General features: G+C 59.7%; 37 protein-coding genes. 3 read left to right on the top strand and 34 right to left on the bottom strand.

Features of this window, described 5'->3' with window-relative positions; all coding sequences use genetic code 11:
* From sugE to RTP54_RS07060, 3 genes are all read right to left on the bottom strand, one after another.
* Window positions 1–315, bottom strand: a complete 315-nt coding sequence (gene sugE / locus RTP54_RS07070) for a quaternary ammonium compound efflux SMR transporter SugE (protein WP_112811818.1) — start codon at window positions 313–315, stop codon at window positions 1–3.
* A gap of 216 nt (window positions 316–531) precedes the next feature.
* Entirely contained in the window at window positions 532–1,839 is a 1,308-nt protein-coding gene (locus RTP54_RS07065; protein WP_112818507.1) for a replication-associated recombination protein A, read from the bottom strand.
* Window positions 1,836–3,233 (bottom strand): DegQ family serine endoprotease, encoded by a 1,398-nt coding sequence (locus RTP54_RS07060; protein WP_112818506.1) that lies wholly within the window; start codon window positions 3,231–3,233, stop codon window positions 1,836–1,838. The genes RTP54_RS07065 and RTP54_RS07060 overlap by 4 nt, the downstream gene beginning before the upstream one ends.
* 198 nt (window positions 3,234–3,431) lie before the next feature.
* On the opposite strand from RTP54_RS07060, the gene msrP reads away from it, so the two are divergent.
* Together msrP and msrQ are read left to right on the top strand one after the other, a co-directional pair.
* On the top strand, window positions 3,432–4,379 hold the full coding sequence (msrP, locus tag RTP54_RS07055) for a protein-methionine-sulfoxide reductase catalytic subunit MsrP (protein ID WP_312361683.1): 948 nt from the start codon (window positions 3,432–3,434) through the stop codon (window positions 4,377–4,379).
* A 2-nt stretch (window positions 4,380–4,381) separates the two neighbouring features.
* On the top strand, window positions 4,382–5,038 hold the full coding sequence (gene msrQ / locus RTP54_RS07050) for a protein-methionine-sulfoxide reductase heme-binding subunit MsrQ (RefSeq protein ID WP_312361681.1): 657 nt from the start codon (window positions 4,382–4,384) through the stop codon (window positions 5,036–5,038).
* Between the two features lie 135 nt (window positions 5,039–5,173).
* On the opposite strand, the gene rplQ is transcribed toward msrQ, so the two are convergent.
* The 31 genes from rplQ to rpsL form a co-directional block, all read right to left on the bottom strand.
* The gene (rplQ, locus tag RTP54_RS07045) at window positions 5,174–5,599 is read right to left on the bottom strand and encodes a 50S ribosomal protein L17 (protein WP_077498418.1); all 426 of its coding nucleotides are present in this window, start codon (window positions 5,597–5,599) and stop codon (window positions 5,174–5,176) included.
* Between the two features lie 44 nt (window positions 5,600–5,643).
* Window positions 5,644–6,654 (bottom strand): DNA-directed RNA polymerase subunit alpha, encoded by a 1,011-nt coding sequence (locus RTP54_RS07040; RefSeq protein ID WP_025426686.1) that lies wholly within the window; start codon window positions 6,652–6,654, stop codon window positions 5,644–5,646.
* Window positions 6,655–6,757: 103 nt separating this feature from the next.
* Entirely contained in the window at window positions 6,758–7,147 is a 390-nt protein-coding gene (gene rpsK / locus RTP54_RS07035; RefSeq protein WP_003536496.1) for a 30S ribosomal protein S11, read from the bottom strand.
* 228 nt (window positions 7,148–7,375) lie between these two features.
* On the bottom strand, window positions 7,376–7,744 hold the full coding sequence (gene rpsM / locus RTP54_RS07030; RefSeq protein WP_112811823.1) for a 30S ribosomal protein S13: 369 nt from the start codon (window positions 7,742–7,744) through the stop codon (window positions 7,376–7,378).
* A gap of 231 nt (window positions 7,745–7,975) precedes the next feature.
* The gene (locus RTP54_RS07025; RefSeq protein ID WP_112811824.1) at window positions 7,976–8,554 is read right to left on the bottom strand and encodes an adenylate kinase; all 579 of its coding nucleotides are present in this window, start codon (window positions 8,552–8,554) and stop codon (window positions 7,976–7,978) included.
* Window positions 8,551–9,891 carry a preprotein translocase subunit SecY gene (gene secY / locus RTP54_RS07020; RefSeq protein ID WP_065785913.1) on the bottom strand — a complete coding sequence of 447 codons (1,341 nt, stop codon included), beginning with the start codon at window positions 9,889–9,891 and terminating at the stop codon, window positions 8,551–8,553. Before secY ends, RTP54_RS07025 begins: the two co-directional genes overlap by 4 nt.
* A gap of 233 nt (window positions 9,892–10,124) precedes the next feature.
* Entirely contained in the window at window positions 10,125–10,595 is a 471-nt protein-coding gene (gene rplO / locus RTP54_RS07015; RefSeq protein ID WP_112811825.1) for a 50S ribosomal protein L15, read from the bottom strand.
* A gap of 13 nt (window positions 10,596–10,608) precedes the next feature.
* A complete protein-coding gene (gene rpmD / locus RTP54_RS07010; protein WP_025426681.1) occupies window positions 10,609–10,812 on the bottom strand; it encodes a 50S ribosomal protein L30 in 204 nt (67 codons plus the stop codon).
* A gap of 12 nt (window positions 10,813–10,824) precedes the next feature.
* On the bottom strand, window positions 10,825–11,394 hold the full coding sequence (gene rpsE / locus RTP54_RS07005) for a 30S ribosomal protein S5 (RefSeq protein WP_025426680.1): 570 nt from the start codon (window positions 11,392–11,394) through the stop codon (window positions 10,825–10,827).
* A gap of 128 nt (window positions 11,395–11,522) precedes the next feature.
* Window positions 11,523–11,885 (bottom strand): 50S ribosomal protein L18, encoded by a 363-nt coding sequence (gene rplR, locus RTP54_RS07000; protein ID WP_025426679.1) that lies wholly within the window; start codon window positions 11,883–11,885, stop codon window positions 11,523–11,525.
* A 12-nt stretch (window positions 11,886–11,897) separates the two neighbouring features.
* A complete protein-coding gene (gene rplF / locus RTP54_RS06995) occupies window positions 11,898–12,431 on the bottom strand; it encodes a 50S ribosomal protein L6 (protein WP_112811826.1) in 534 nt (177 codons plus the stop codon).
* Window positions 12,432–12,471: 40 nt separating this feature from the next.
* Window positions 12,472–12,870, bottom strand: coding sequence for a 30S ribosomal protein S8 (rpsH, locus tag RTP54_RS06990; protein ID WP_025426677.1), 399 nt, complete (start codon window positions 12,868–12,870; stop codon window positions 12,472–12,474).
* 12 nt (window positions 12,871–12,882) lie between these two features.
* Complete coding sequence (rpsN, locus tag RTP54_RS06985; RefSeq protein WP_025426676.1) at window positions 12,883–13,188, bottom strand: 30S ribosomal protein S14; 306 nt, start codon at window positions 13,186–13,188, stop codon at window positions 12,883–12,885.
* A gap of 34 nt (window positions 13,189–13,222) precedes the next feature.
* Window positions 13,223–13,780: a 50S ribosomal protein L5 gene (gene rplE, locus RTP54_RS06980; protein WP_025426675.1), complete on the bottom strand. Its 558-nt coding sequence runs from the start codon at window positions 13,778–13,780 to the stop codon at window positions 13,223–13,225.
* Entirely contained in the window at window positions 13,773–14,084 is a 312-nt protein-coding gene (gene rplX, locus RTP54_RS06975) for a 50S ribosomal protein L24 (RefSeq protein ID WP_025426674.1), read from the bottom strand. The genes rplE and rplX overlap by 8 nt, the downstream gene beginning before the upstream one ends.
* 14 nt (window positions 14,085–14,098) lie before the next feature.
* Entirely contained in the window at window positions 14,099–14,467 is a 369-nt protein-coding gene (gene rplN, locus RTP54_RS06970) for a 50S ribosomal protein L14 (protein WP_003536525.1), read from the bottom strand.
* A gap of 178 nt (window positions 14,468–14,645) precedes the next feature.
* Window positions 14,646–14,882 (bottom strand): 30S ribosomal protein S17, encoded by a 237-nt coding sequence (rpsQ, locus tag RTP54_RS06965; RefSeq protein ID WP_025426673.1) that lies wholly within the window; start codon window positions 14,880–14,882, stop codon window positions 14,646–14,648.
* 12 nt (window positions 14,883–14,894) lie between these two features.
* A complete protein-coding gene (gene rpmC / locus RTP54_RS06960) occupies window positions 14,895–15,095 on the bottom strand; it encodes a 50S ribosomal protein L29 (protein ID WP_025426672.1) in 201 nt (66 codons plus the stop codon).
* Between the two features lie 12 nt (window positions 15,096–15,107).
* A complete protein-coding gene (gene rplP, locus RTP54_RS06955; protein WP_011975175.1) occupies window positions 15,108–15,521 on the bottom strand; it encodes a 50S ribosomal protein L16 in 414 nt (137 codons plus the stop codon).
* A gap of 36 nt (window positions 15,522–15,557) precedes the next feature.
* Window positions 15,558–16,271, bottom strand: a complete 714-nt coding sequence (gene rpsC, locus RTP54_RS06950; RefSeq protein ID WP_053247115.1) for a 30S ribosomal protein S3 — start codon at window positions 16,269–16,271, stop codon at window positions 15,558–15,560.
* Entirely contained in the window at window positions 16,271–16,660 is a 390-nt protein-coding gene (rplV, locus tag RTP54_RS06945; RefSeq protein WP_112811827.1) for a 50S ribosomal protein L22, read from the bottom strand. The genes rpsC and rplV overlap by 1 nt, the downstream gene beginning before the upstream one ends.
* A gap of 2 nt (window positions 16,661–16,662) precedes the next feature.
* Entirely contained in the window at window positions 16,663–16,941 is a 279-nt protein-coding gene (gene rpsS, locus RTP54_RS06940; protein WP_112811828.1) for a 30S ribosomal protein S19, read from the bottom strand.
* 15 nt (window positions 16,942–16,956) lie between these two features.
* Entirely contained in the window at window positions 16,957–17,796 is an 840-nt protein-coding gene (gene rplB / locus RTP54_RS06935; protein WP_112811829.1) for a 50S ribosomal protein L2, read from the bottom strand.
* A gap of 43 nt (window positions 17,797–17,839) precedes the next feature.
* Window positions 17,840–18,133, bottom strand: coding sequence for a 50S ribosomal protein L23 (locus tag RTP54_RS06930; RefSeq protein WP_025426666.1), 294 nt, complete (start codon window positions 18,131–18,133; stop codon window positions 17,840–17,842).
* Entirely contained in the window at window positions 18,130–18,750 is a 621-nt protein-coding gene (rplD, locus tag RTP54_RS06925; RefSeq protein WP_112811830.1) for a 50S ribosomal protein L4, read from the bottom strand. Before rplD ends, RTP54_RS06930 begins: the two co-directional genes overlap by 4 nt.
* Before the next feature lie 12 nt (window positions 18,751–18,762).
* Window positions 18,763–19,449 carry a 50S ribosomal protein L3 gene (gene rplC / locus RTP54_RS06920; protein ID WP_112811831.1) on the bottom strand — a complete coding sequence of 229 codons (687 nt, stop codon included), beginning with the start codon at window positions 19,447–19,449 and terminating at the stop codon, window positions 18,763–18,765.
* Between the two features lie 140 nt (window positions 19,450–19,589).
* Entirely contained in the window at window positions 19,590–19,898 is a 309-nt protein-coding gene (gene rpsJ / locus RTP54_RS06915) for a 30S ribosomal protein S10 (protein WP_003507767.1), read from the bottom strand.
* 313 nt (window positions 19,899–20,211) lie between these two features.
* On the bottom strand, window positions 20,212–21,387 hold the full coding sequence (gene tuf, locus RTP54_RS06910; RefSeq protein WP_112818702.1) for an elongation factor Tu: 1,176 nt from the start codon (window positions 21,385–21,387) through the stop codon (window positions 20,212–20,214).
* 71 nt (window positions 21,388–21,458) lie between these two features.
* Complete coding sequence (gene fusA / locus RTP54_RS06905) at window positions 21,459–23,558, bottom strand: elongation factor G (RefSeq protein WP_112811665.1); 2,100 nt, start codon at window positions 23,556–23,558, stop codon at window positions 21,459–21,461.
* Between the two features lie 29 nt (window positions 23,559–23,587).
* Window positions 23,588–24,058, bottom strand: a complete 471-nt coding sequence (gene rpsG, locus RTP54_RS06900) for a 30S ribosomal protein S7 (RefSeq protein ID WP_025426662.1) — start codon at window positions 24,056–24,058, stop codon at window positions 23,588–23,590.
* A 79-nt stretch (window positions 24,059–24,137) separates the two neighbouring features.
* The gene (gene rpsL / locus RTP54_RS06895; protein WP_003507760.1) at window positions 24,138–24,509 is read right to left on the bottom strand and encodes a 30S ribosomal protein S12; all 372 of its coding nucleotides are present in this window, start codon (window positions 24,507–24,509) and stop codon (window positions 24,138–24,140) included.
* A gap of 562 nt (window positions 24,510–25,071) precedes the next feature.
* Here rpsL and RTP54_RS06890 point away from each other — a divergent pair.
* Window positions 25,072–25,368: a transcriptional regulator gene (locus RTP54_RS06890; protein ID WP_112818687.1), complete on the top strand. Its 297-nt coding sequence runs from the start codon at window positions 25,072–25,074 to the stop codon at window positions 25,366–25,368.
* Window positions 25,369–25,378: the final 10 nt, after the last annotated feature.

Genomic DNA, 25,378 nt, shown 5'->3' with positions numbered 1-25,378 from the left:
TTAAGCGGAGAGCTTCAGCCCGGCAATACCGGCAACGATCAGCGCGATGCAACCGAGGCGGACAAAAGTGGCCGGCTCGGCGAAAAGAACGATGCCGAGAATGACGGTACCGACGGTGCCGATGCCGGTCCAGACGGCGTAGGCCGTGCCGAGCGGCAGTGTTCTGACGGCCAGACCCAGCAGGGCAATGCTGACGATCATCGAACCGACGGTCAGGATCGTCGGCGTCAGCCGCGTGAAACCTTCGGTATATTTGAGACCGATCGCCCAGCCGATTTCGAGGATGCCAGCGAGAAAGAGGATTAACCAGGCCATTTCAAACTCCTAAACTATGGAGCGAGGCCGTCCCCGCGGATGTTCGGTGTCGAAAGCGTCAAGACCGTGCAGCCGTCTGCATCGCCGTCTCTATCTCACGCTTTGCGGACGGCAGCAAGATATCGCCGGGCAAATCAGCCCTGCACCGCCGGCAAGGCTCCGGCCGTCGCGGCGAGAACGCGCCGCCTGTTCCGGCAACGGCAACCGGACGCGCGATCAGCTGCGTTCCCGGCGCAGCTTCGCCCACCACTCCAGTCGCTTGCGGATCTCGCGCTCGAAACCGCGCTCCGGCGGATCGTAGAAGGTTCGGCGGCCCATCTTCTCCGGGAAATAGTCCTGGCCCGAGAACGCATCGGGCTCGTCGTGGTCGTAGCGATAACCGTCGCCGTAACCCTCGCCCTTCATCAGTTTGGTCGGCGCATTGAGAATGTGCTTCGGCGGCAGCAGCGACCCGTTTTCCTTGGCAGCCCGCATCGCCGCCTTGTAGGCCATGTAGACACCATTCGATTTCGGCGCGGTGGCGAGATAGACGCAAGCCTGGGCGAGTGCGAGTTCGCCTTCCGGCGAGCCGAGGTAATCATAAGCGTCCTTGGCGGCATTGCAGATCGCAAGCGCCTGCGGATCGGCAAGGCCGATATCCTCCACCGCCATGCGCACGAGCCGGCGGCCAAGATAGAGAGGATCCTCGCCGGCATCGAACATCCGGCAGAGATAATAAAGGGCTGCGTCCGGATCCGAACCGCGCACTGACTTGTGCAGGGCCGAGATCAGGTTGTAGTGGCCGTCCTGCCCCTTGTCGTAGACGGGCGCGCGCCGTTGAACGATCCGCTGCAGCGCTTCGACATCGAAAATCTCGTTGGCCCTCGCCGCGCGCCAGACTTCCTCGGCAAGCGTCAGCGATGCCCGGCCGTCGCCATCGGCCATGCGGATCAGGCTTGCCCGCGCATCCGCGTCGAGCGGCAAGGGCTTGCCCTCCGTTTCCTCCGCGCGCTTCAACAGCTCCTGGAGGCTTTCCTCGCCATGCGGCTTGAACGTCAGTACGCGGGCGCGCGACAGGAGAGCGGCATTGAGCTCGAAGGACGGATTTTCGGTCGTTGCCCCCACCAGGATCACCGTGCCGTCTTCCATCACCGGCAGGAAACTGTCCTGCTGGGCGCGATTGAAGCGATGGATCTCATCGACGAAGAGCAGGGTTTGCCGGCCCGACATCCGCCGCGCCCGCGCCGCTTCGAACACCTTCTTGAGATCGGCGACGCCGGAAAAGATCGCCGAGATCTGCTCGAAGGCCAGCCCCGCCTCGCCCGACAGCAACCGGGCCACGGTCGTCTTGCCGGTTCCCGGTGGTCCCCAGAAGATCATCGATCCAAGCGACCCTGACGCGATCATGCGCGTCAGCACGCCGTCCTCACCGGTCAGGTGCTCCTGACCGGTGACATCCGCAAGCGTGCGCGGACGCAGCCGGTCAGCAAGCGGCCTTGCCGACGTCATTTCCGGTGGCTCGGAGGACGAGAAAAGATCGCTCATCGGAAAAACTGGCGGATGATCTGACCGTCACGCTCGATCTCGACACGCCAGAAGGAGGCACTGTCGGCCATGACGCTTTCCAGCGTCTTCGAACTGTCGATCGCCGCGCCATTGACGGAGCGAATGATATCCTTGGGAGCAAGCCCGATCCGAGCGGCAGGCGAGCCGCGATTGATCTGGGTGACGACAACCCCCTGCAGCGATGTGGACATGCGAAGTTCCTCCGCCAATCGCGGCGAGAGGTTGGCGACGACCGCCCCGGCAAACGGATTGCGGCCCTCGATCAGACGCTCGTCGCGGGGCGACGTTTCGGGCGCGCGGTCGAGCTTGATGCTGACATCGTGCGGCTTGCCGTTTTCAGACACGGTCACGCGGGCCTCATGGCCAATGCCGACGGTCGTCAGGCGATAGCCGAGCGCGTCAGGATGTTCGACCGCAATGCCGTTGACCGCGGTGATCACCTGTCCCGGCTTGATGCCGGCGGTTGCCGCCGGGCCGCCATCGACAACAGCGGTGACCAGCGCGCCGCGGGCACGCTGAAGGCCGAGCGCTTCGGCGACTTCCGACGTCACCGGTTCGAAGGATGCGCCGATGAAGGGCCGCACGAAGGAGCCGTTGCCGCCTTCGGCCGATGCGACGAAGACTTTCACGAGGTTGGCAGGGATCGCGAAACCGACTCCGTTGGAGCCGCCGCCTTTGGAGAAGATCGCGGTGTTGATGCCGATGAGCGCGCCGTTCATGTCGATCAGGCCACCGCCGGAGTTGCCCGGGTTGATGGCAGCGTCCGTCTGGATGAAGAAGCCGAAATCACCGGATGAAACCTGATTGCGGGCAAGCGCCGACACGATGCCGCTCGTCACCGTCTGACCGACACCGAAAGGATTGCCGATCGCCAGCACGATATCGCCAACCTCGACCGCATCGGAATCGCCGATCGGGATGATGTCGAACGGGCCGTCGGACTGGATCTTCAAGACCGCGAGATCAAGCCGGTCATCTTTCAGCACCACCTTGCACGGATATTCGCGGCCGTCCGCCAGCGCGACCTTGATATCGTCGGCACCTTCGATGACGTGGTTGTTGGTGACGACGATGCCGTTCTTGCCGACGATCACTCCGGAACCGAGCGACGATTGCTTCTCGCTGCGGTTCGGCATGCGCTGTCCGAAAAACTCCTCGAAGAAGGGATCGCCGGAGAAGACCGAGCGGCGCTCGACGACGCGCTCGGCATAGACGTTGACGACCGCATTTGCCGTCTGTTTGACCAGCGGCGAGAAGGAAAGCTGCATTTCGGTGCGCGATTGTGGCACGGTTTTCGTGTCCTGGGCGAACGTCGGACAGGACAGGGAAACAGCAAGAACGAGCGTTGCAAGCGCTCTTGAAGCAAAGATCATATGAAGCATTCTCCTATTCGTCGCAGCTACGTTCAGATAGGATTTCGCGAGAAAAAAGGCAAACGTCGCCATGACATATGCAATTTGGCAGGCATCACGCCCAACGCACGAAAACGTGGTTATCCGGCTCTTTCTCAGTGATCGAAACTCTGGTCAGTTTGAGCAGACAAGCTCCATATCTTGAAAGCGGAAAATATCATGCCGGTCTATCGTCCACCGAGAATCGCATCGTCCGAGATCACACCGGAGGCCTGCTTTCTCTCGCGTCGCACGTTTCTGGCAACGACGGCCGGCGGCGTCCTGTCGCTGGGCGCCGGCGCGGCTGCCGCTCAGGCTGCAGCACTTGTGGCGCCCAAGGGCAAATATACCGTCGACGAGGACCTGACGCCGGAGGCCGATGTCACCGGCTACAACAATTTCTACGAGTTCGGGACCGGCAAGGCAGATCCGGCCGCCAACTCGGCCGACTTCAAGCCGACGCCATGGACGGTGAAGGTCGACGGCCTCGTGTCAAAGCCGCGAGAATTCGGACTGGAGGAACTGCTGGCGCTGCCGCTCGAGGAACGCGTCTATCGCATGCGCTGCGTCGAGGCGTGGTCCATGGTCATTCCCTGGACCGGTTTCCCGCTCGCGGCACTACTCGACCAGGTCGAGCCACTCGGAAGTGCCAAATATGTTTCGTTCGAAACCGTGGTGCGTCCGGAGCAGATGCCCGGCCAATCCGGCTTCTTTCAGCCGTTGCCCTGGCCCTACCGCGAGGGCCTGCGCCTCGACGAGGCCCGCCACCCGCTGACCCTGCTCTCGGTTGGTGTCTACGGCAAAACCCTGCCCAACCAGAATGGCGCCCCGATCCGGCTCGTCACACCCTGGAAGTATGGTTTCAAGGGCATCAAGTCGATCGTGCGGATATCGCTGACGGAAACACCACCGCCTTCGACCTGGAACCTCTCGGCGCCCAGTGAGTATGGCTTTTACGCCAATGTGAATCCGGCGGTGGACCATCCGCGCTGGAGCCAGGCGACCGAAAACAGGATCGGCGGCGGTGGCTTCTTCGGCGCAAACCGGCGCGACACCCTGCCTTTCAACGGCTATGCCGACGAGGTCGCCGGCCTCTATGCCGGCATGGATCTGAGAGCGAATTTCTGACAATGGCAACGCTGCCCGTCCTCCCGAAGCGCTTCCATGCGGCGTCCGTCTGGGCACTCTACGGGCTTGGCCTCTGTCCCGCACTGGCCGCCTTCTACCTCGGCGCAACAGGGCAACTGCCAGGCAATCCCGTCAAGGAATTCGAGCATCTGTTGGGCATCTGGGCGTTGCGTTTTCTCGTCGCCACGCTGGCGATCACCCCGATCCGCGATCTCCTTGGGATCAACTGGCTGCGCTACCGGCGCGCCCTGGGGCTACTCGCCTTCTACTATGTCGTCATGCACTTCCTGGCCTATTTCCTGCTGGACCAGGTGCTGAACATCCCTGCCATTATCGCCGACATCGCCCGGCGCCCGTTCATCACCATCGGCATGGCCGCACTCGTCATGCTCGTCCCTCTGGCGCTCACGTCGAACGCCTGGTCGATCCGCCGTCTCGGCGGCCGCTGGAACCGGTTGCACAAGCTCGCCTATGTCATCGCAGCCGCGGGTGCCCTGCATTTTGCCATGTCAGTAAAGGTCATCGGTCTCGAGCAGATGACCTACATCGCCCTCGTTACGTTGCTCCTGGGGTGGCGGCTCGTGCGCAAGCGTTACCTGAGGCGCAAGCGCCAGGCAGCCACGCCGCGCGAACGCGCCAAGGATGCGGTAGCACTATAATCGCCCCGAGACTACTGCTTCTCAACCGGACCGGACGGATCGATCGCGCAATTTCACCGTCGATCTCAACAGCGCAATAAAAAACGGCCGGGTGAAATACACCCGGCCGTTTTCGATTCGATCAACCTGAAAGGATCAGGCTGCTTCTGCGGCGTCAGCTTCAGCTGCGACGCGAGCGCGATCCTTCGCACCCTTTGCATCGGTGTCGCGGTCAACGAATTCGATGACGGCGAGAGCGGCGTTGTCGCCCTGGCGGAAGCCAGCCTTCATGATACGCAGGTAGCCGCCGTTGCGGGTAGCGTAACGCGAAGCGATCGTGTCGAACAGCTTGGCAACGACAACAGCGTCGCGGATCTGCGAGATCGCCTGACGGCGAGCATGCAGGTCGCCGCGCTTGCCGAGGGTGACGAGCTTTTCAACGATCGGGCGGATTTCCTTGGCCTTCGGCAGGGTCGTTACGATCTGCTCGTGCTCGATCAGCGAAGCTGCCATGTTGGCAAACATCGCCTTGCGGTGGCTGGCGGTTCTATTCAGCTTGCGGCCGGCTTTACCGTGGCGCATTGCTATTCTCCTTCACTTGCAGGCATCCGCCCGCAGTCTAATGGTTAGTATTGGTCTTCGTAACGCTTGGCGAGATCTTCGATGTTCTCAGGCGGCCAGGACGGCACTTCCATGCCGAGGTGCAGGCCCATGGAAGCGAGAACTTCCTTGATTTCGTTCAGCGACTTGCGACCAAAATTCGGCGTGCGGAGCATTTCTGCTTCGGTCTTCTGAATGAGGTCGCCAATGTAGACGATGTTGTCGTTCTTCAGGCAGTTGGCCGAACGGACGGAAAGTTCCAGTTCGTCGACCTTCTTGAGAAGCGCCGGGTTGAAGGCGAGTTCGGTGACTGCCTCTTCCTCTGCTTCCTTCTGCGGCTCGTCGAAGTTGACGAAAACCGACAGCTGGTCCTGAAGGATGCGGGCCGCAAATGCGATCGCATCTTCACCGGTGACGGAGCCGTCCGTCTCGATGGACATCGTCAGCTTGTCGTAGTCAAGAACCTGGCCTTCGCGGGTGTTTTCCACCTTGTAGGAGACCTTCTTGACCGGCGAGTACAGGCTGTCGACCGGGATGAGGCCGATCGGAGCGTCTTCCGAACGGTTGCGGTCAGCCGGAACGTAGCCCTTGCCGTTGTTGACGGTGAACTCCATGCGGATCTCGGCGCCCTCGTCGAGGGTGCAGATCACATGGTTCGGGTTGAGGATTTCGATGTCGCCAACCGTCTGGATGTCACCGGCGGTTACAACGCCCGGACCCTGCTTGCGCACGACCATGCGCTTTGCGTCGTCGCCATCCATCTTGATGGCGATTTCCTTGATGTTGAGCACGATGTCCGTCACGTCTTCCCGGACGCCCGGGATCGAGGAGAACTCGTGCAGGACGCCGTCGATCTGCACCGCGGTGACAGCAGCACCGCGAAGCGACGACAGCAGCACGCGGCGAAGCGCGTTGCCGAGCGTCAGACCAAAGCCGCGTTCAAGCGGTTCCGCCACCAACGTTGCCTTGGTGCGGCCCGAGGAGATGAACTCCACCTTGTTCGGCTTGATCAGTTCCTGCCAATTTTTCTGGATCATGTTTTGTGCCTTCCGTTCGTTGTCACCATCCAATCGTGACAACCGAGCCCCGAAGTCCGGGAGCGCGCCGAAGCGCCCTCACCGGCATTTTGAACGCCAATGATCAGACGCGGCGCTTCTTGCGCGGACGGCAACCGTTGTGCGGGATCGGGGTCACATCGCGGATCGAGGTGATCATGAAGCCCGCTGCCTGCAGTGCGCGAAGAGCGGATTCACGGCCGGAACCCGGCCCGCAAACTTCGACTTCAAGCGACTTCATGCCGTGTTCCTGGGCCTTCTTGGCGCAGTCTTCAGCGGCGATCTGAGCGGCAAACGGGGTCGACTTACGCGAACCCTTGAAACCCTTGGCACCGGCAGACGACCAGGCAATTGCGTTGCCCTGTGCGTCGGTGATGGTGATCATGGTGTTGTTGAACGACGAATTGACGTGCGCAACGCCAGACGTGATGTTCTTGCGTTCGCGACGGCGAACGCGGGTGGCTTCCTTGGCCATAGGATCCCTTTCTTAGATCTCTGCACCGCCGTAATTCCAGCGGCTCCACCGGGAAAGGAATTTTCGTCCCCTGCCCTGCTTCTTCAGTTTCATCCAGGACCGGAGGAACCGGCCCTGCAGGCATTTCACGAAACCGGTCCGGCTCCGCAACGGTCGGGCATCGCCCTTCCCAAACTGCAAAAGGAGGCCGGCGCGTGCGCCAGCCTCCCAATCTCCCTATTCGGGAAATTACTTCTTCTTACCGGCGATCGCCTTTGCCGGACCCTTGCGGGTGCGGGCATTGGTGTGGGTACGCTGACCGCGCACCGGCAGGCTGCGACGATGACGCAGGCCGCGGTAGCAGCCAAGGTCCATCAGACGCTTGATGTTCATCGACGTCTCGCGACGCAGGTCACCTTCAACCTGGTAATCGCGGTCGATCGTTTCGCGGATCTGAAGAACTTCAGCATCCGTCAACTGATGCACGCGGCGATCAGCCGGAAGACCGACCTTCTCGACGATTTCCTGTGCGAATTTCGGTCCGATCCCGTGAATGTAGGTCAGCGCGATAACAACGCGCTTTGCCGTCGGGATGTTGACGCCAGCGATACGTGCCACGTCTATTCTCCTTGCGTTCCAGTTGCCATCCGGCAATAGGTGCTTCGTTACGCGACCTCAAGAGCCGCACGTTGATTGAGGTTCGAGACACGTCAAAAACGACCGTACCCGGACTTCGTTTCGTCGAAGACCGCGCCGATCGCTCCCATGTCGCGAGTTGGCGCTGTCTTAGTCGGAATCAGCCGGAAAAGTCAACTCCCCGGCGGTTCCTTTTCGGCAAAGACCCAGGGTCTAAGCCAGAATCTTCTCGATCTGTGCAGTCACGGCATCCACATCAGCCATGCCATCGACCGTCTTCAGCTCACCGGTGCCGGCATAATGCTCCGACAAAGGCGCGGTCTTTTCGCGATATTCCGTCAGCCGACGCTTGAAGGCCTCAGGGTTATCGTCCGACCGGACAGAGCCGCCCGCAGCGATGGTTTCCGCTACGCGATTCTCCATGCGCTTTACAAGCGCGGTCTCGTCGACCTTGAGCTCGATGACCGCATCGAGCTTCAGGCCCTTGCCCGCCAGCATCTGGCCGAGAGCGACCGCCTGCGGAACCGTGCGCGGATATCCATCGAGGATGAAACCCTTGGCACAATCCGGAGCGTCGATCCGGTCGGACACGATCTCGTTGACGATCGCATCGGAAACCAGCTCGCCGGCGTCCATGACAGCCTTGGCACGCTTACCGACGTCTGTCGCCTGGGCGACGGCCGCCCGCAGCATGTCACCTGTGGAAAGCTGCGGAATACCGTACCTCTCCGTCAGAAGCTTGGCTTGCGTCCCCTTGCCAGCTCCGGGCGGTCCCAAAAAAATCAGTCTCATCGTCCCCTCTTCCCTCCGCGCAGCTTCGACTTCTTGATCAGCCCCTCATACTGCTGAGCGATGAGGTGACCCTGGATCTGTGCTACCGTATCAAGGGTAACGCTGACAACAATCAAAAGCGACGTACCACCAAGGTAGAACGGCACGCCGGTCTGCGCGATGAGAATTTCAGGCAGGATGCAGACGAAGATCAGGTAGATCGCGCCGAGAACCGTGATGCGCGTCAGGACGTAATCGATATATTCGGCGGTGCGCTCGCCCGGACGGATGCCCGGAATGAAGCCGCCGTGCTTTTTCAGGTTGTCGGCCGTGTCCTTCGGATTGAAGACGATGGCCGTGTAGAAGAAGGCGAAGAACGCGATCATGCCGCCGTAGAGCACCATGTAGAGCGGCTGGCCGTGGCCAAGCGCACTGACGATCGACGTGGCCCAGCCGGGCAGCGTCGCGGTGTTGGCAAAACCTGCAAGCGTTGCGGGCAGCAGCAGTAGCGACGAAGCGAAGATTGCCGGGATGACGCCCGCGGTGTTGAGCTTCAGCGGCAGGTGCGAGGTGTCGCCCTGGAACATGCGGTTGCCGACCTGGCGCTTCGGATACTGGATCAGAAGCCGGCGCTGGGCGCGCTCCACGAAGACGATGAGCGCGATGACGGCAACGATCATGACGATGATCGCCAGGATCAGCGGCGTCGAAAGCGCGCCGGTGCGGCCGAGTTCGAGCGTGCCGGCAAGAGCGGTCGGCAGGTGGGCGACGATGCCCGCGAAGATGATCAGCGAGATACCGTTGCCGATACCGCGCGACGTGATCTGTTCGCCGAGCCACATCAGGAACATCGTGCCGCCGAGCAGCGAGATAACAGTGGAAATGCGGAAGAACCAGCCCGGATCGTTTACGAGGCCGTTGCCGCTCTCAAGGCCGACTGCAATGCCATAGGCCTGCATGACGCCGAGAAGCACCGTGCCGTAGCGCGTGTACTGGTTGATGATCTTGCGACCCTGCTCGCCTTCCTTCTTCAGCTGTTCCAGCGCCGGAACGACGGAGGTCATCAGCTGAACGATGATCGAGGCAGAGATATAGGGCATGATGCCGAGCGCGAAGATCGCCATGCGCTCAACTGCACCGCCCGAAAACATGTTGAAGAGCCCGAGGATACCGCCGCTCTGGCCCTGGAAGGCCTGCGCAAACGCGTCCGGATTGAGGCCTGGCAGCGGGATATAGGTGCCAAGACGGTAGACCAAAAGCGCACCAAGCGTGAACCACAGTCGTTTCTTCAGATCTTCCGCCTTGGCGAAAGTCGAGAAATTCAGGTTCGAGGCGAGCTGTTCCGCTGCAGAAGCCATGCAATTCTCCGCGTACCAAATCTCGGAATCAGCGGGAGTACCCTGTCCGTTCCGGAAGGACTAACTTTTCGTCTTGAAAACCGGACGCGAGGCGATTGTGTCTGCAATCGGATGCCTCACCGTGGTTTCCGCTATGTCCGCCGAGGCGAGCGATTCGCCATCGCGGACGTGAGGCTCACATATGGGAGCAAAACCGCCCGGAGTGAAGCACCCCGGGCGGTTGATCAGTAATATTATTCGGCGGCAGCCGAAAGCAGCTTGATGGAGCCGCCAGCCTTTTCGATCTTTTCGATCGCCGGCTTGGAAGCACCTGCAACTTCGATCGTAACCTTCGCCTTCAGTTCGCCGTCAGCGAGAACGCGAACGCCGTCCTTTTCGCGACGGATCACGCCGGCAGCCTTGAGGGCCGCTGCGTCGACGGTCTTCGAAGCGTCGAGCTTCTTGGCGTCGATTGCCGTCTGGATGCGGCCGAGCGACACGACAACAAACTCCGAAGCGAAGATGTTGTTGAAGCCGCGCTTCGGCAGACGACGGTAGATTGGCATCTGGCCGCCTTCGAAGCCGTTGATGGCAACGCCCGAACGAGCCTTCTGACCCTTCACACCGCGACCGGCGGTCTTGCCGGAGCCGGAGCCGATGCCGCGACCAAGACGCTTGCGGTTCTTGGTCGAGCCTTCGTTGTCCTTGATTTCATTCAGTTTCATGAGCTTATCCCCCTCACTTCTCGTCGACGACGCGAACGAGGTGCTGGACCGACCGGATCATGCCGCGAACAGCTGGGGTATCTTCCAGCGTGCGAACCCGGTGCATCTTGTTGAGGCCCAGGCCGATGAGCGTCTGACGCTGTACGGCCGGACGGCGAATGGGGCTACCGATCTGCTCGACGGTAACCGTCTTCGCAGCGTTTTCTTTCTTAGCCATCTGTCAGCTCCCTTATTCTTCGGAAGCAGCGCCGGAGGAAACACGACGAGCCTGGAGCGTGGCGTACTTCATGCCGCGCTGAGCTGCGATGTCCTTCGGGTGCATCTGGTTCTTGAGGGCGTCGAACGTTGCGCGAACCATGTTGTACGGGTTCGACGAGCCGGTCGACTTAGCGACGACGTCATGAACGCCGAGCGTTTCGAAGACGGCGCGCATCGGGCCACCTGCGATGATACCGGTACCGGCCTTGGCCGAACGCAGCAGCACCTTGCCGGCGCCGTGACGACCGTGAACGTCGTGATGCAGGGTACGACCACCACGCAGCGGGACGAAGATCAGGTCGCGCTTGGCGGCTTCCGTTGCCTTGCGGATGGCTTCCGGCACTTCACGCGCCTTGCCATGACCGAAGCCAACGCGGCCCTTCTGGTCGCCAACGACGACGAGAGCTGCGAAACCGAAACGACGACCGCCCTTCACCACCTTGGCGACGCGGTTAATTGCTACGAGCTTGTCGACAAATTCGCTGTCGCGCTCTTCGCGGTTCTGGCGATCTTCGCGAGAACCCCTTCTTTCCTGTGCCATTGTCCTTTTCCTTTTTCTTTTCCGGGTGCAATCGGCAGATTGACAAAAGTCGCCCCCGTCACATGGATCGGAAGCGACCGGAAACTTTTGAGGGTTCCAGGCGGGCTTTGGACCCGCCTGGCAACCGATCAGAAGTTCAGACCACCTTCACGTGCAGCTTCGGCCAGAGCCTTGATGCGACCGTGATAGATGAAGGCGCCACGATCAAAGACAACGTCCTTGACGCCAGCCTTTACGGCACGCTCAGCGATGAGCTTGCCGACGGCAGCAGCAGCTGCCGCGTCAGCGCCCGTCTTCAACGACGAACGCAGATCGGTGTCGAGCGTGGAGGCAGACGCAAGCGTCTTGCCGGCCACATCGTCGATAACCTGTACGTAGATGTTCTTCGACGAGCGATGAACCGACAGGCGCGGACGGCCATTCGCGACCGCCTTGATTTGACGGCGCACGCGGTTGGCGCGACGCACAAGAGTATCTTTCCTGCTAGCCATTTCGCGTGATCCTTACTTCTTCTTGCCTTCTTTGCGGACAATCCGCTCTTCGGCATACTTGACGCCCTTGCCCTTGTAGGGCTCGGGGCCACGGTATTCGCGGATTTCCGCTGCGACCTGGCCGACCTGCTGCTTGTTGATGCCGGAGACGATGATTTCCGTCGGCTTCGGTACAGCGATCGTGATGCCTTCAGGCGTCTGGTAGACGACGTCGTGGCTGAAACCGAGTGCCAGCTGCAGGTTCTTGCCCTGCAGCGACGCGCGGTAACCGACGCCGTTGATTTCGAGCTTGCGCTCGTAACCGTCCTTGACACCCTTCAGGATGTTTTCGATCATCGTGCGGGACATGCCCCACTTAGAACGAGCATCCTTGCTCTGGTTGAGCGGCTGTACAACAACCGCGTTTTCTTCGAGAGCGACCGATACTTCGTCGTTTGCAACAAAGAACAGTTCGCCCTTAGGGCCCTTCGCCGTTACCTTCTGGCCATCCACGCTTGCCGTGACGCCTGCAGGAACTTGAACGGGCTTCTTACCGATACGAGACATTTTTATACCTGTCTGTTCGCTATGGAGATCATGTTACGTCTTAGAAGACGGAGCAAAGAATCTCGCCACCAACATTCTGTTCGCGTGCCTGATGATCGGCCATCACGCCCTTCGGAGTCGAAAGGATGGTGATGCCGAGGCCGTTCGCGACCTGCGGAATGGACTTAACCGAGACATAAACTCGGCGGCCCGGCTTGGAAACGCGTCCGATCTCACGGATTACGGAGGCGCCTTCGTAGTACTTCAGTTCGATGTTCAGCTCGGCCTTGCCGTTGCCAAATACGACTTCAGAGTATCCACGGATGTAGCCTTCAGCCTGAAGGACATCCAGAACACGTGCGCGGAGCTTCGAAGCCGGCGTGGAAACGCTCGACTTGCGGCGTGCCGCGCCGTTACGGATACGGGTGAGCATATCGCCCAGCGGATCAGTCATTGCCATGTGCCCGTCTCCTTACCAGCTCGACTTGACAATACCCGGCACGCGGCCAGAGTTGCCCAGTTCGCGAAGCGCAATACGCGACATGCGAAGTTTACGATAGTAGGCGCGCGGACGGCCCGTAACTTCACAACGGTTGCGGATGCGGGTCTTGGACCCATCACGCGGCAGTTCAGCCAGCTTGATGGTTGCCTTGAACCGCTCTTCGATCGGCAGAGACTGGTTCATGATGATTGCCTTCAGAGCGGCACGCTTAGAGGCTTGCCCGGCAACCAGTTTGCGGCGGCGCTTGTTCTTTTCAACTGCGCTCGTTTTCGCCATAACAGTTATCCTTCTTTACGCTTGTCGTTACGGATTACTGACGGAACGGGAAGTTGAACTCTGTGAGCAGAGCGCGTGCTTCGTCGTCGTTAGTAGCCGTCGTGCAAACGATGATGTCCATGCCCCACATCTGATCAACCTTGTCGTAGTTGATCTCAGGGAACACAATGTGCTCCTTGACGCCCATGGCGAAGTTGCCACGGCCATCGAAGGACTTCGGGTTGAGGCCACGGAAGTCGCGAACGCGCGGAAGAGCGATGTTCACGAGACGGTCCAGGAACTCATACATCCGAACGCCGCGCAGGGTAACCTTGGCACCAATCGGCATGCCTTCGCGCAGCTTGAAGCCGGCGATCGAGTTGCGAGCGCGGGTGATTACCGGCTTCTGACCAGCAATCGCAGCAAGATCGGCAGCTGCGACGGTCGGCTTCTTGGAGTCGCCGGTCGATTCGCCAACACCCATGTTGATGACGATCTTGTCGAGGCGCGGGATCTGCATTTCGTTGGCGTAGGAGAACTTCTCCTGCATAGCCGCACGAATACGCTCGACATATTCCTTCTTGAGCCGGGGCTCATAAGCGGACTTAGCCATCGATCACTACTCCCGAACGCTTGGCCACGCGGACCTTCTTGTCACCGTCGATCTTGAAGCCGACGCGGGTCGGCTTGCCGTCCTTCGGATCGGCAATCGCGATGTTCGAAAGATGGATCGAGGCTTCCTTGTTGATAATGCCGGCTTCCTGGCTCTGGGTCTGGCGCTGGTGACGCTTCACCATGTTTACGCCACGCACTACAGCCCGATCTTCCTTCGGCATTACCTGTACGACTTCGCCGGTACGGCCCTTGTCCTTACCGGTGAGAACGACGACCTTGTCGCCTTTACGAATCTTTTGCATCTCTCAACGCTCCCTTAGAGTACTTCCGGAGCCAGCGAGATGATCTTCATGTGGTTCTTGGCGCGAAGTTCGCGCGGAACCGGTCCGAAGATACGGGTGCCGATCGGCTCTTTCTTGTTATCGATAAGAACGGCTGCGTTTGTGTCAAAACGAATGACGCTGCCATCCGCACGGCGGATGTCTTTCGCGGTGCGAACGACAACAGCCTTCATGACATCACCCTTCTTCACGCGGCCGCGCGGAATGGCTTCCTTGATCGAAACGACAATGATGTCGCCGATCGACGCGTACTTACGCTTGGAGCCGCCCAGCACCTTGATGCACATGACACGACGTGCGCCGGAATTATCCGCCACGTCGAGGTTTGTTTGCATCTGAATCATGTCAGGTCGCCTTCTTGTTGTTACCAGGCCGGTTGGGTCGAGACCCCCTCGCCCGGCTTATTGTGCCTATCTCAAAGCAAAAGAACGCCCGGACTCGAGCGTTCCTTCACTTCAATTGCGTGCTTCATACAGGTATTTGCCCAAGACGCAAGGGTCTCGCGGTCAAAACCCGCAGAAATCAAGCCTGGGCGGCAACCACCGTCCAGCGCTTATCCTTGGAGATCGGCGCGCATTCCTCGATGGAAACAACGTCACCAACCTTGTACTGGTTGTTTTCGTCGTGCGCCTTGTACTTCTTCGAACGGCGGACGGTCTTCTGGAGGATCGGGTGCGCAAAGCGGCGCTCGACCCTTACGACGACGGTCTTGTCGTTCTTGTCGCTGACAACAGTGCCCTGCAGAATGCGTTTCGGCATATTTTGTGGTCCTTAGGCCTTGGCTTCTGCCGCCTTCTGGCGGGCAATTGTTTTGACGCGTGCGATGTCCTTACGGACTTCGTCGATACGCGACGACTTTTCGAGCTGGCCGGTTGCCTTCTGGAAACGCAGATTGAACTGCTCTTTCTTCAGCTTGGCAAGCTCTTCGTTGAGTTGATCGGCGCTCAAAGCGCGAACATCTGCGGCTTTCATGAGATTCACTCCTTACTCTGCGATACGCTGCACGAAGCGCGTCTTGACAGAGAGCTTGGCAGCACCAAGACGAAGTGCCTCACGGGCGAGTTCTTCGCTGACACCATCGATCTCGAACATCATACGACCAGGCTTGACCTTGCATGCCCAGTATTCGACCGAGCCCTTACCCTTACCCATGCGGACTTCGGTAGGCTTGGCTGTGACCGGAACGTCAGGGAACACACGGATCCAGACGCGACCGGCGCGCTTCATGTGACGCGTGATCGCGCGGCGGGCCGCTTCGATCTCGCGCGCATTGACGCGGTTTGGTTCTTGAGCCTTCAGGCCGAATTCACCAAAGGCAAGATCAGATCCGCCCTTGGCTACGCCCTTGATGCGGCCCTTGAATTGCTTGCGATACTTCGTACGCTTTGGCTGCAACATTTTTTTAATTCTCCGATATTGGCTGCCAGACGCGTGTTACGCGTTTTCGCGACGACGGTCTCTGCTGCTGCCGCCCTGATTGTCACTCTCGATGGCGCGACGCTCGGAGGCCATCGGATCGTGCTCAAGGATTTCGCCCTTGAAGATCCAAACCTTGATGCCGCAGATGCCGAAAGCGGTTTCAGCTTCAGACGTACCGTAGTCGATGTCCGCACGCAGCGTGTGCAGCGGAACGCGACCTTCGCGGTACCATTCGGTACGAGCGATTTCGGCACCACCGAGACGACCGGCGCAGGTGATCTTGATGCCTTCGGCGCCAAGACGCATGGCCGACTGAACAGCGCGCTTCATCGCACGGCGGAAAGCCACGCGGCGCTCGAGCTGCTGAGCGATCGACTGAGCAACGAGGGTTGCGTCAACTTCCGGCTTGCGCACTTCAACGATGTTGAGGTGGGTTTCGGAGTTGGTCATCTCGGAAAGCTTCTTGCGGAGCTTTTCGATGTCTGCACCCTTCTTGCCGATGATCAGACCCGGACGAGCCGAGTGGATCGTCACGCGGCACTTCTTGTGCGGACGCTCGATCACGACCTTGGCGATGCCAGCGGCCTTCAGCTCTTCCATCAGGTAAGCGCGGATCTTCAGGTCTTCATGCAGAAGCTGACCGTATTCCGCGTTATCAGCGAACCAACGGCTATCCCAGGTCCGGTTGATGCCGAGACGGAAACCGATCGGATTAATCTTCTGGCCCATTATGCAGCCTCCCCTTTGGCTTCCACTTCACGAACGATGATCGTCAAGTGAGAGAACGGCTTCTCAACACGCGATGCACGGCCGCGACCACGAGCGTGGAAGCGCTTCATCACAATCGACTTGCCAACATACGCCTCGGCAACGATGAGCGAATCAACGTCGAGGTCGTGGTTGTTCTCAGCGTTTGCGATCGCGGATTCAAGCGTCTTCTTGACCGTCTCGGAGATCCGCTTGCGCGAGAACTCGAGTTCGGCCAGAGCGCGCTCGACCTTCTTGCCGCGGATCATCGCGGCAACCAGGTTGAGCTTCTGGGGGCTGACGCGGATCGTGCGCGCAATTGCCTGCGCTTCATTATCCTTCAGCCGGCGTTCGGCTTTTGCCTTGCCCATTGTTACTTCCTCTTTGCCTTCTTGTCCGCACCGTGACCGTAATAGGTCCGGGTCGGAGAGAATTCGCCAAACTTGTGGCCGACCATGTCTTCATTGACGCTGACCGGAACGTGCTTGCTGCCGTTGTAGACGCCGAAGGTGAGGCCGACAAACTGCGGAAGGATCGTGGAGCGACGGCTCCACATCTTGATCACTTCGTTACGACCGCCTTCGCGGACCTTCTCAGCCTTCTTGAGAAGATAGCCGTCAACGAACGGACCTTTCCATACTGAACGAGTCATTCGAGACTTCCTCTCTTACTTCTTCTTCTGGTGGCGCGAGCGCATGATGAACTTGTCGGTCGACTTGTTCGAGCGCGTCCGCTTACCCTTCGTGGGCTTGCCCCACGGGGTAACCGGGTGACGACCACCGGATGTGCGGCCTTCACCACCGCCGTGCGGATGGTCAACCGGGTTCATGACGACGCCGCGAACGTGCGGCTTCTTGCCGCGCCAACGCGAACGACCAGCCTTACCGTCATTGATGTTGCCGTGGTCGGGGTTCGACACGGCGCCGATCGATGCCAGGCACGAACCGTGCACAAGGCGTTGCTCGCCAGAGTTCAGGCGGAGGATCGCCATGCCCTGGTCACGACCAACGAGCTGAGCGTAGGTACCGGCCGAACGAGCCAGCTGACCACCCTTGCCCGGCTTCATTTCCACGTTGTGGATGATGGAGCCGACCGGGATGAACTGCAGCGGCATGGTGTTGCCGGGCTTCACGTCGACGGCTGCCTTGCCAGAAGCGATGACCTTGTCGCCGGCAGCGAGGCGCTGCGGAGCGAGGATGTAGGCCTGTTCGCCATCGGCGTAGGTGATCAGCGCGATGAACGCGGTGCGGTTCGGGTCATATTCCAGACGCTCGACGGTGCCTTCAACGTCGAACTTGCGACGCTTGAAGTCGACCAGACGGTAGGTCCGCTTGTGACCGCCGCCCTGGAAGCGAACGGTGATACGGCCGAGGTTGTTGCGACCGCCCTTGGAGTGCAGACCTTCGGTCAGCGCCTTGACCGGCTTGCCCTTGTAGAGGCCGGACCGGTCTACGATGACCAGCTGGCGCTGGCTCGGGGTCGTCGGATTGAAACTTTTCAATGCCATTTTATTGTTCCCTTTTGGGTTTTTACCCTAATGGGCCTATCCGTTAGAGACCGGTGGAGACGTCGATGGACTGACCGTCGGCGAGCGTGATGATCGCCTTCTTCACGTCCTTCTGCTTCCCGGTAAAGCCGCGGAAGCGCTTGGTCTTGCCCTTGCGGACGAGCGTGTTCACGGCCGTAACCTTGACGCCGAACAGAGCTTCGACAGCAGCCTTGATTTCAGGCTTCGAAGCGCCCTTGGCGACGTTGAAGACGATCTGGTTCTGTTCGGAAACCAGCGTCGACTTTTCAGTGATCGAGGGAGACACGATCACGTCGTAGTGGCGAAGATCCGTCATTTGAACCGCTCCTCCAGAGCTTCCACGGCAGCCTTGGAAAGCACGAGCTTGCCACGGCGCAGAATGTCGTAAACGTTGATGCCCTGAACCGGCAGAACGTCCACGTTCGGGATGTTCTGAGCGGCGAGCTTGAAGTTGTTCTCGATTTCGGCGCCACCGATGATCAGAGCATTGGTCAGGCCCAGCGAGGCGAAAACGCCTGCGAGGGTCTTGGTCTTTGCTTCTGCGGCAACGAGATCGTCGAGGACGATGATGTTTTCAGCCTTCAGCTTGGCAGACAGAGCGTGGCGAAGGCCGAGTGCACGAACCTTCTTCGGCAGGTCATGGGCGTGGCTGCGAACAACCGGGCCATGAGCCTTACCACCACCACGGAACTGCGGCGCGCGAGCGGAGTGGTGGCGGGCGCGGCCCGTACCCTTCTGCTTGTACATCTTGGCGCCGGTGCGCGAAACTTCTGCGCGGCCCTTCGACTTGTGCGTGCCCTGCTGCTTCTTGGCGAGCTGCCAGCGAACGACGCGGGCAATGATGTCTTCACGGGGTTCGAGACCGAAAATGGCGTCCGAAAGGGAAACCTTTCCCGCGTCCTTGCCCTCGAGGGTTTTGACGGTGAGATCCATAATTCGGCTCCCTTACTTGGATGCTTCGGCGCGCACGGCCGCGGGGCGCGGTGCGCCTTCCGGGGTGCCCGACTTGATGGCGTCACGAACGACGATCCAGGCACCCTTGGAGCCGGGGACAGCGCCCTTGACCAGGATCAGACCACGATCTTCGTCGGTCGATACGACTTCGAGGTTCTGCGTGGTAACGCGCGTCTGGCCCATGTGACCAGCCATGCGCTTGCCCTTCCAGACGCGACCCGGATCCTGGTTGGAGCCGGTCGAACCATGCGAACGGTGCGATACGGAAACGCCGTGCGTTGCACGAAGACCGCCGAAGTTGTGGCGCTTGATGGCGCCGGCAAAGCCCTTACCGATCGTGGTACCGGTCACGTCGACGAGCTGGCCCGCTACGAAGTGGTTGGCGCTCAGTTCGGAGCCGATGTCGATCAGATTGTCCGCAGAAACGCGGAATTCGACGAGCTTCGCCTTCGGTTCGACGTTGGCAGCAGCAAAGTGGCCGCGCATCGCCTTCGGCGTGTTCTTCACCTTGGCAGTGCCGGCGCCCAACTGGACAGCGGTATAGCCGTTCTTTTCGTCCGTGCGCTGGGCTACCACCTGGCAGTTTTCCAGCCGCAGTACTGTTACCGGGATATGCTCGCCGGCGTCGTTATAGACGCGGGTCATTCCCACTTTCTGTGCAATCACACCTGAACGCATCGGTTCATTCCTCTTGAGAGTTAACGTCGGGGCGAGCCCCTTCGCATCTCTTGTTTAAGGTCTCCCTGTGATCCTTGCGGAACGTCGGGTCGCCCGTTTCTGGAAGCCGTTGGACCGAAGTCCACGTACCTTCCTTGTTATTAAAGCTTAATTTCCACGTCTACGCCGGCAGCGAGGTCGAGCTTCATCAGCGCGTCAACGGTCTGCGGGGTCGGATCTACGATATCGAGAAGGCGCTTGTGGGTACGCATTTCGAACTGTTCGCGGCTCTTCTTGTCGACGTGCGGCGAACGGTTGACCGTAAATTTTTCAATGCGCGTCGGCAGCGGTACTGGACCGCGCACGCTGGCACCGGTGCGCTTGGCCGTCGAGACGATTTCGCGCGTCGAGGCATCGAGGATCCGGTGATCAAACGCCTTGAGGCGGATGCGGATGTTCTGGCCGTTCATACGACTTATCCTTGTTCATGTTAATTGCGGTTTCCGTGGAGAAACACGCATTGAACTTCGTTTGATGTTCGGCCAGTCCGCTAATTTTTCAAAGATCGGAAGGACCAGGTTCCCCTGCCCATTCCTATTTGAGCGGCCGTGGCCGGCCTGTACTTTCGTGATCGCAAAATGCCAACGCACCGTGCAAATCACGCTTGCGCGCCATTTGCACTATTTCGGCGTCGTCGGCAAGCCGTGCGACCAATAAAATCTTGCTGGGCGGCTATGTCCGGGGCGCATACCGATGCGCCCCGTCCAATCCACCCGTCGTCGATTACTCGACGATCGAAGCGACGATGCCTGCGCCGACGGTACGGCCGCCTTCGCGGATAGCGAAGCGCAGCTTTTCTTCCATCGCGATCGGAACGATCAGCTCAACGGCAACGGTGACGTTGTCGCCAGGCATAACCATTTCCGTGCCTTCCGGAAGCGTAACGATACCCGTTACGTCCGTCGTGCGGAAGTAGAACTGCGGGCGGTAGTTGGTGAAGAACGGCGTATGACGGCCGCCTTCTTCCTTCGTCAGGATGTAGGCTTCAGCCATGAACTTCTTGTGCGGCTTGACCGAACCCGGCTTGCACAGGATCTGACCACGCTCGACGCCGTCACGGTTAACACCACGAACCAGCGCGCCGATGTTGTCGCCGGCCTGGCCCTGGTCGAGCAGCTTGCGGAACATTTCAACGCCCGTAACCGTCGTCTTCGACGTGTCGCGGATGCCGACGATTTCGACTTCTTCGCCAACCTTGACGATGCCGCGCTCAACGCGACCGGTCACAACCGTACCACGGCCCGAGATCGAGAACACGTCTTCGATCGGCATCAGGAACGGCTGGTCGATCGGACGCTCAGGCGTCGGGATGTAGGCGTCAACAGCGGCCATCAGCTCGCGGATCGCGTCTTCACCGATCTTCTTGTCGGAATCTTCAAGTGCAGCAAGTGCAGAGCCCTTGATGATCGGAATGTCGTCGCCCGGGAATTCGTAGGACGACAGCAGTTCGCGAACTTCAAGCTCGACCAGCTCGAGAAGCTCGGCGTCGTCAACCTGGTCGACCTTGTTCAGGAACACAACGATCGCCGGAACGCCAACCTGGCGAGCAAGCAGGATGTGCTCGCGCGTCTGCGGCATCGGGCCGTCAGCTGCAGAGCAAACCAGGATCGCGCCGTCCATCTGGGCAGCACCGGTGATCATGTTCTTGACGTAGTCGGCGTGGCCGGGGCAGTCGACGTGCGCGTAGTGACGGTTCGGCGTCTCATACTCAACGTGAGCCGTCGAAATCGTGATACCACGGGCCTTTTCTTCCGGTGCAGCGTCGATCTGGTCATACGCCTTGAATTCACCGAAGTACTTCGTGATCGCTGCGGTCAGCGACGTCTTGCCATGGTCAACGTGGCCAATCGTGCCAATGTTAACGTGCGGCTTGTTGCGCTCAAATTTGCTCTTTGCCATTTTCGGCTCTCCGTTTCCTGTCCCCTGTCGGGGAAATCTTATCTATCTGTTTCAGCGAAAGGGTATTCCGGTCACTTCTGACCGGAATACTTTGCCTGGATTTCCTGTGCGACGTTCGACGGGACCGGCGAGTAGTGATCGAAGGTCATCGTGTACTGGGCGCGGCCCTGAGACATCGAGCGCAGGTTGTCCACGTACTTGAACATGTTCGCCAGCGGGACGTTCGCGTTGATCACGACGGCAACGCCGCGCGATTCCTGGCCCTGGATCTGGCCACGACGCGAGTTCAGGTCACCGATAACGTCACCGACGTAATCTTCCGGCGTTACCACTTCGACCTTCATCATCGGCTCGAGGAGCTGAGCGCCGGCCTTCTTGGCTGCTTCACGGAAGCAGGCACGCGAAGCGATTTCGAACGCCAGGACCGACGAGTCGACGTCGTGGAAGGCACCGTCGATGAGCGTCGCCTTGACGCCCAACATCGGGAAGCCTGCGAGCGGACCCGAAGACAGAACGCTTTCGATGCCCTTCTGAACGCCCGGGATGTATTCCTTCGGAACAGCACCACCAACGATCTTGGACTCGAACTTGAAGTCTTCGCCATCCGGGTTCGGTTCGAAGACGATCTTGACGCGCGCGAACTGGCCGGTACCACCGGACTGCTTCTTGTGCGTGTAGTCTTCTTCGTGCTGACGCGTGATGGTTTCGCGGTAGGCAACCTGCGGTGCGCCGACGGTTGCTTCGACCTTGAATTCGCGACGCATACGGTCAACCAGGATGTCGAGGTGAAGTTCACCCATGCCTGCGATGATCGTCTGGCCGGACTCTTCGTCGGTCTTGACGCGGAACGACGGATCTTCGGCAGCCAGGCGGTTGAGCGCGAGGCCCATCTTTTCCTGGTCGCCCTTGGTCTTCGGCTCGATCGCGATCTGGATGACCGGCTCAGGGAATTCCATGCGCTCGAGGATAACCGGCTTCAGCGGATCGCAGAGCGTATCGCCAGTGGTGGTTTCCTTGAGGCCAGCCAGAGCAACGATGTCGCCAGCAAAGGCTTCTTCGATGTCTTCACGGCTGTTGGAATGCATCTGCAGCATACGGCCGACGCGCTCGCGCTTTTCCTTGACCGTGTTCATGACCGACGTGCCCTTTTCGAGCTTGCCGGAGTAGATGCGGGCGAAGGTCAGCGAACCGACGAAGGGGTCGTTCATGATCTTGAAGGCGAGCATCGAAAGCGGCTCGCTGTCGTCAGCGTGACGCTCGGTCTCGGCTTCCGTCTTGACGTCGATGCCCTTGATCGCCGGGATGTCCAGCGGCGACGGCAGATAGTCGACGACGGCGTCGAGAAGCGGCTGAACGCCCTTGTTCTTGAACGCGGTACCGCAGAACATCGGGTGGAACTTCACGTCGATGGTGCCACGGCGAACGAGCGCGCGGATCTGGTCGTTGTCGGGCAGGTTGCCTTCGAGGTACGCTTCGGTCGCGGCTTCGTCGATCTCGACAACGGTCTCGATCAGGAGTTCGCGGTACTTCTGCGCTTCTGCCTTCATGTCATCCGGAATTTCGACGACGTCCCACTGTGCGCCGAGCGATTCGTCGCGCCAGATGAGTGCGTTCATCTCGATCAGGTCGATGACGCCCTTGAACTCGGTCTCAGCGCCGATCGGCAGCTGCATGACGACCGGGATCGCACCGAGGCGCGACTTGATCATCGAGACAGAGCGGTAGAAGTCAGCGCCGGTCTTGTCCATCTTGTTGCAGAAGATCATCCGCGGGACATTGTACTTCTCAGCCTGACGCCAGACGGTTTCCGTCTGCGGCTCAACACCGGCGTTGGCGTCGAGAAGTGCGATGGCACCGTCGAGAACGCGCAGCGAACGCTCGACTTCGATGGTGAAGTCAACGTGGCCGGGGGTGTCGATGATGTTGAAGCGGCGGGTCTTGCCGTCACGGCCCTTCCAGAAGGTCGTGGTCGCAGCAGACGTGATGGTGATGCCGCGTTCCTGCTCCTGCTCCATCCAGTCCATGGTAGCGGCGCCGTCATGGACTTCGCCGATCTTATGGGACTTGCCGGTGTAGTAGAGAATACGTTCTGTCGTCGTCGTCTTGCCGGCGTCGATGTGCGCCATGATACCGAAATTGCGGTAGTCTTCGATTTTGTATTCGCGAGCCATAGGGACTCCCTTTCGAAATTGGTCGTCGATTACCAGCGGTAGTGCGAGAATGCACGGTTGGCGTCGGCCATCTTGTGCGTGTCTTCGCGCTTCTTGACGGCGCTGCCGCGGTTGTTCGCAGCGTCCATGAGTTCGCCGCAGAGGCGATCAACCATGGTCGTTTCGTTGCGCTTGCGGGCAGCAGCGATCAGCCAGCGGATGGCGAGCGCCTGACGGCGTTCCGGACGAACGTCGACGGGAACCTGGTAGGTTGCACCACCAACGCGACGCGAACGGACTTCGACGTGCGGAGCGATGTTGTCGAGGGCCGAATGGAACACGGCAATCGGCTCCTGCTTCAGCTTGCCCTGAACGGCATCGAAGGCACCGTAAACGATGCTTTCAGCAACCGACTTCTTGCCATGAAGCATGATGGCGTTCATGAACTTGGTGACAACCAGATCGCCGAACTTCGGGTCCGGGTTGATCTCGCGCTTTTCTGCACTGTGACGACGTGACATACGTTTTGTCTCTCAACTGTTGACTGGCGCCTTAACACGCGGAGAACCTCGCGCAGCGCCGAATTCGTGAAACCCGAAATTACTTCGGACGCTTCGCACCATACTTGGAGCGGCGCTGCTTGCGGTTCTTGACACCCTGCGTATCGAGTACGCCACGGATGATGTGGTAACGGACACCCGGAAGGTCCTTTACGCGGCCGCCGCGGATCATGACAACCGAGTGTTCCTGAAGGTTGTGGCCTTCACCCGGGATATAGCCGATGACTTCGAAGCCGTTGGTCAGGCGAATCTTGGCAACCTTACGCAGAGCCGAGTTCGGCTTCTTCGGGGTCGTCGTGTAAACGCGGGTGCATACGCCGCGCTTCTGTGGGTTTTCCTGCAGAGCAGGAACCTTGTTGCGCTTTACCTGTGCCTGACGCGGCTTGCGGATCAGCTGGTTTACGGTAGGCATGTAACCATCCCTTGCAAAATCTTGTCTCGTTACCCTTGCGGGCGGATCGTTGCCGTCGCCGGCGATACGAACGCCTGTAAAATGCGCAAACGAGGACCGATCCGCTTTATCGCGGATGGCCCTACAAAAAGCAGAGGACACAGCGTTTCGCGCGTCATGCGTGCAGCATTTTTTGTAGTCAGCGTGCGTTTCGAACCTTGTTTGAGGCGAACTCCAGAACGCGACGTTCCGAACCAGCCAGCCTCACATGGGCTCCGATGCGGCGGGGTGTACTGATTTCAAGGCCGACAGTCAAGGGCAATTAACAAATAAACTCCGGCATACAGACGTCACATGCCCGGAAAACAAGGCTTTTGCGCGGGTCTGGCCCGCCCGCGGCAGTGCGCAATGTCCTTCGACCTCAGGCAGTTTCTGACAGGGTTAAGGAATCGGCAACCACTTTATGACGGTTTTCCACCGCAGCGATTCTACCTGCCGGCAAAGCCTGTGGCCATTTTGCTATTTCTTTCGCGCTGCACCGAAAAGGGCGTTAAAGTCGGGCACGCACTCGAAAGGAAATTCAATGAGCGTCACGCCTGACAACGACAATGCACCTGACGAACCGATGGTCTTCATCATCATCGGCAAGGCCTATGAGACCGACGGAGACGAAGAAGGTGTCGACATTCACGTGATGTTGCGCGCACCCGACGACGACACCGCCGTGCGCGAGGCGCTGAACGCGCTCGCCGAGGAAGGCTTCCTGGAGGCCGACCTCGACCAGATCGGGACGCTGACCGACGTACCGAACGAAGAGCCCCACGCCTCAGCCTATCAAGGCGCACTTGATGGCGAAGTCGCGATCATCCGTTTCGCCTGAGGCCTTCGAC

Source organism: Ensifer sp. (assembly GCF_031989085.1).
GTDB lineage: Bacteria > Pseudomonadota > Alphaproteobacteria > Rhizobiales > Rhizobiaceae > Ensifer.
Note: the sequence above shows the minus strand (reverse complement) of the source record. Positions and strands in the feature narration are given on the sequence as shown.

Excerpts from the sequence above, each read along its gene's own strand:
- rpsS (WP_112811828.1), bottom strand. The coding sequence starts at position 16,941 with ATGACTCGTTCAGTATGGAAAGGTCCGTTCGTTGACGGCTATCTTCTC.
- RTP54_RS06890 (WP_112818687.1), top strand. The coding sequence starts at position 25,072 with ATGAGCGTCACGCCTGACAACGACAATGCACCTGACGAACCGATGGTC.
- rpsH (WP_025426677.1), bottom strand. The coding sequence starts at position 12,870 with ATGGCAATGACTGATCCGCTGGGCGATATGCTCACCCGTATCCGTAAC.
- fusA (WP_112811665.1), bottom strand. The coding sequence starts at position 23,558 with ATGGCTCGCGAATACAAAATCGAAGACTACCGCAATTTCGGTATCATG.
- RTP54_RS07025 (WP_112811824.1), bottom strand. The coding sequence starts at position 8,554 with ATGAGACTGATTTTTTTGGGACCGCCCGGAGCTGGCAAGGGGACGCAA.
- rplO (WP_112811825.1), bottom strand. The coding sequence starts at position 10,595 with ATGAAACTGAATGAAATCAAGGACAACGAAGGCTCGACCAAGAACCGC.
- rpsG (WP_025426662.1), bottom strand. The coding sequence starts at position 24,058 with ATGTCACGTCGTCACAGTGCAGAAAAGCGCGAGATCAACCCGGACCCG.
- RTP54_RS06930 (WP_025426666.1), bottom strand. The coding sequence starts at position 18,133 with ATGACGGATCTTCGCCACTACGACGTGATCGTGTCTCCCTCGATCACT.
- rpsL (WP_003507760.1), bottom strand. The coding sequence starts at position 24,509 with ATGCCTACCGTAAACCAGCTGATCCGCAAGCCGCGTCAGGCACAGGTA.
- rpsK (WP_003536496.1), bottom strand. The coding sequence starts at position 7,147 with ATGGCCAAGGAAGCCACCCGCGTTCGCCGTCGCGAACGCAAGAACATC.
- rplE (WP_025426675.1), bottom strand. The coding sequence starts at position 13,780 with ATGGCTAAGTCCGCTTATGAGCCCCGGCTCAAGAAGGAATATGTCGAG.
- rplC (WP_112811831.1), bottom strand. The coding sequence starts at position 19,449 with ATGCGTTCAGGTGTGATTGCACAGAAAGTGGGAATGACCCGCGTCTAT.
- rpmD (WP_025426681.1), bottom strand. The coding sequence starts at position 10,812 with ATGGCTAAGAAAGAAAACGCTGCGAAGACGGTTACCGTCGAGCAGATC.
- rplR (WP_025426679.1), bottom strand. The coding sequence starts at position 11,885 with ATGGCTAGCAGGAAAGATACTCTTGTGCGTCGCGCCAACCGCGTGCGC.
- rplP (WP_011975175.1), bottom strand. The coding sequence starts at position 15,521 with ATGTTGCAGCCAAAGCGTACGAAGTATCGCAAGCAATTCAAGGGCCGC.
- rplD (WP_112811830.1), bottom strand. The coding sequence starts at position 18,750 with ATGGATCTCACCGTCAAAACCCTCGAGGGCAAGGACGCGGGAAAGGTT.
- RTP54_RS07060 (WP_112818506.1), bottom strand. The coding sequence starts at position 3,233 with ATGATCTTTGCTTCAAGAGCGCTTGCAACGCTCGTTCTTGCTGTTTCC.
- secY (WP_065785913.1), bottom strand. The coding sequence starts at position 9,891 with ATGGCTTCTGCAGCGGAACAGCTCGCCTCGAACCTGAATTTCTCGACT.
- rplV (WP_112811827.1), bottom strand. The coding sequence starts at position 16,660 with ATGGGCAAGGCAAAAGCCGAACGCCGGCTGAAGGATAATGAAGCGCAG.
- rplN (WP_003536525.1), bottom strand. The coding sequence starts at position 14,467 with ATGATTCAGATGCAAACAAACCTCGACGTGGCGGATAATTCCGGCGCA.
- rpsQ (WP_025426673.1), bottom strand. The coding sequence starts at position 14,882 with ATGCCGAAACGCATTCTGCAGGGCACTGTTGTCAGCGACAAGAACGAC.
- rplF (WP_112811826.1), bottom strand. The coding sequence starts at position 12,431 with ATGTCTCGTATCGGTAAGAAGCCCGTTCAAGTTCCTGCAGGCGTCACG.
- rpmC (WP_025426672.1), bottom strand. The coding sequence starts at position 15,095 with ATGAAAGCCGCAGATGTTCGCGCTTTGAGCGCCGATCAACTCAACGAA.
- sugE (WP_112811818.1), bottom strand. The coding sequence starts at position 315 with ATGGCCTGGTTAATCCTCTTTCTCGCTGGCATCCTCGAAATCGGCTGG.
- RTP54_RS07040 (WP_025426686.1), bottom strand. The coding sequence starts at position 6,654 with ATGATCCAGAAAAATTGGCAGGAACTGATCAAGCCGAACAAGGTGGAG.
- msrP (WP_312361683.1), top strand. The coding sequence starts at position 3,432 with ATGCCGGTCTATCGTCCACCGAGAATCGCATCGTCCGAGATCACACCG.
- msrQ (WP_312361681.1), top strand. The coding sequence starts at position 4,382 with ATGGCAACGCTGCCCGTCCTCCCGAAGCGCTTCCATGCGGCGTCCGTC.
- RTP54_RS07065 (WP_112818507.1), bottom strand. The coding sequence starts at position 1,839 with ATGAGCGATCTTTTCTCGTCCTCCGAGCCACCGGAAATGACGTCGGCA.
- rpsJ (WP_003507767.1), bottom strand. The coding sequence starts at position 19,898 with ATGAACGGCCAGAACATCCGCATCCGCCTCAAGGCGTTTGATCACCGG.
- rplQ (WP_077498418.1), bottom strand. The coding sequence starts at position 5,599 with ATGCGCCACGGTAAAGCCGGCCGCAAGCTGAATAGAACCGCCAGCCAC.
- rplB (WP_112811829.1), bottom strand. The coding sequence starts at position 17,796 with ATGGCATTGAAAAGTTTCAATCCGACGACCCCGAGCCAGCGCCAGCTG.
- rpsN (WP_025426676.1), bottom strand. The coding sequence starts at position 13,188 with ATGGCGAAAACGAGCGCAGTTGAAAAGAACAAGCGCCGCCGCAAACTG.
- rpsE (WP_025426680.1), bottom strand. The coding sequence starts at position 11,394 with ATGGCACAGGAAAGAAGGGGTTCTCGCGAAGATCGCCAGAACCGCGAA.
- rpsC (WP_053247115.1), bottom strand. The coding sequence starts at position 16,271 with ATGGGCCAGAAGATTAATCCGATCGGTTTCCGTCTCGGCATCAACCGG.
- tuf (WP_112818702.1), bottom strand. The coding sequence starts at position 21,387 with ATGGCAAAGAGCAAATTTGAGCGCAACAAGCCGCACGTTAACATTGGC.
- rplX (WP_025426674.1), bottom strand. The coding sequence starts at position 14,084 with ATGCAAAAGATTCGTAAAGGCGACAAGGTCGTCGTTCTCACCGGTAAG.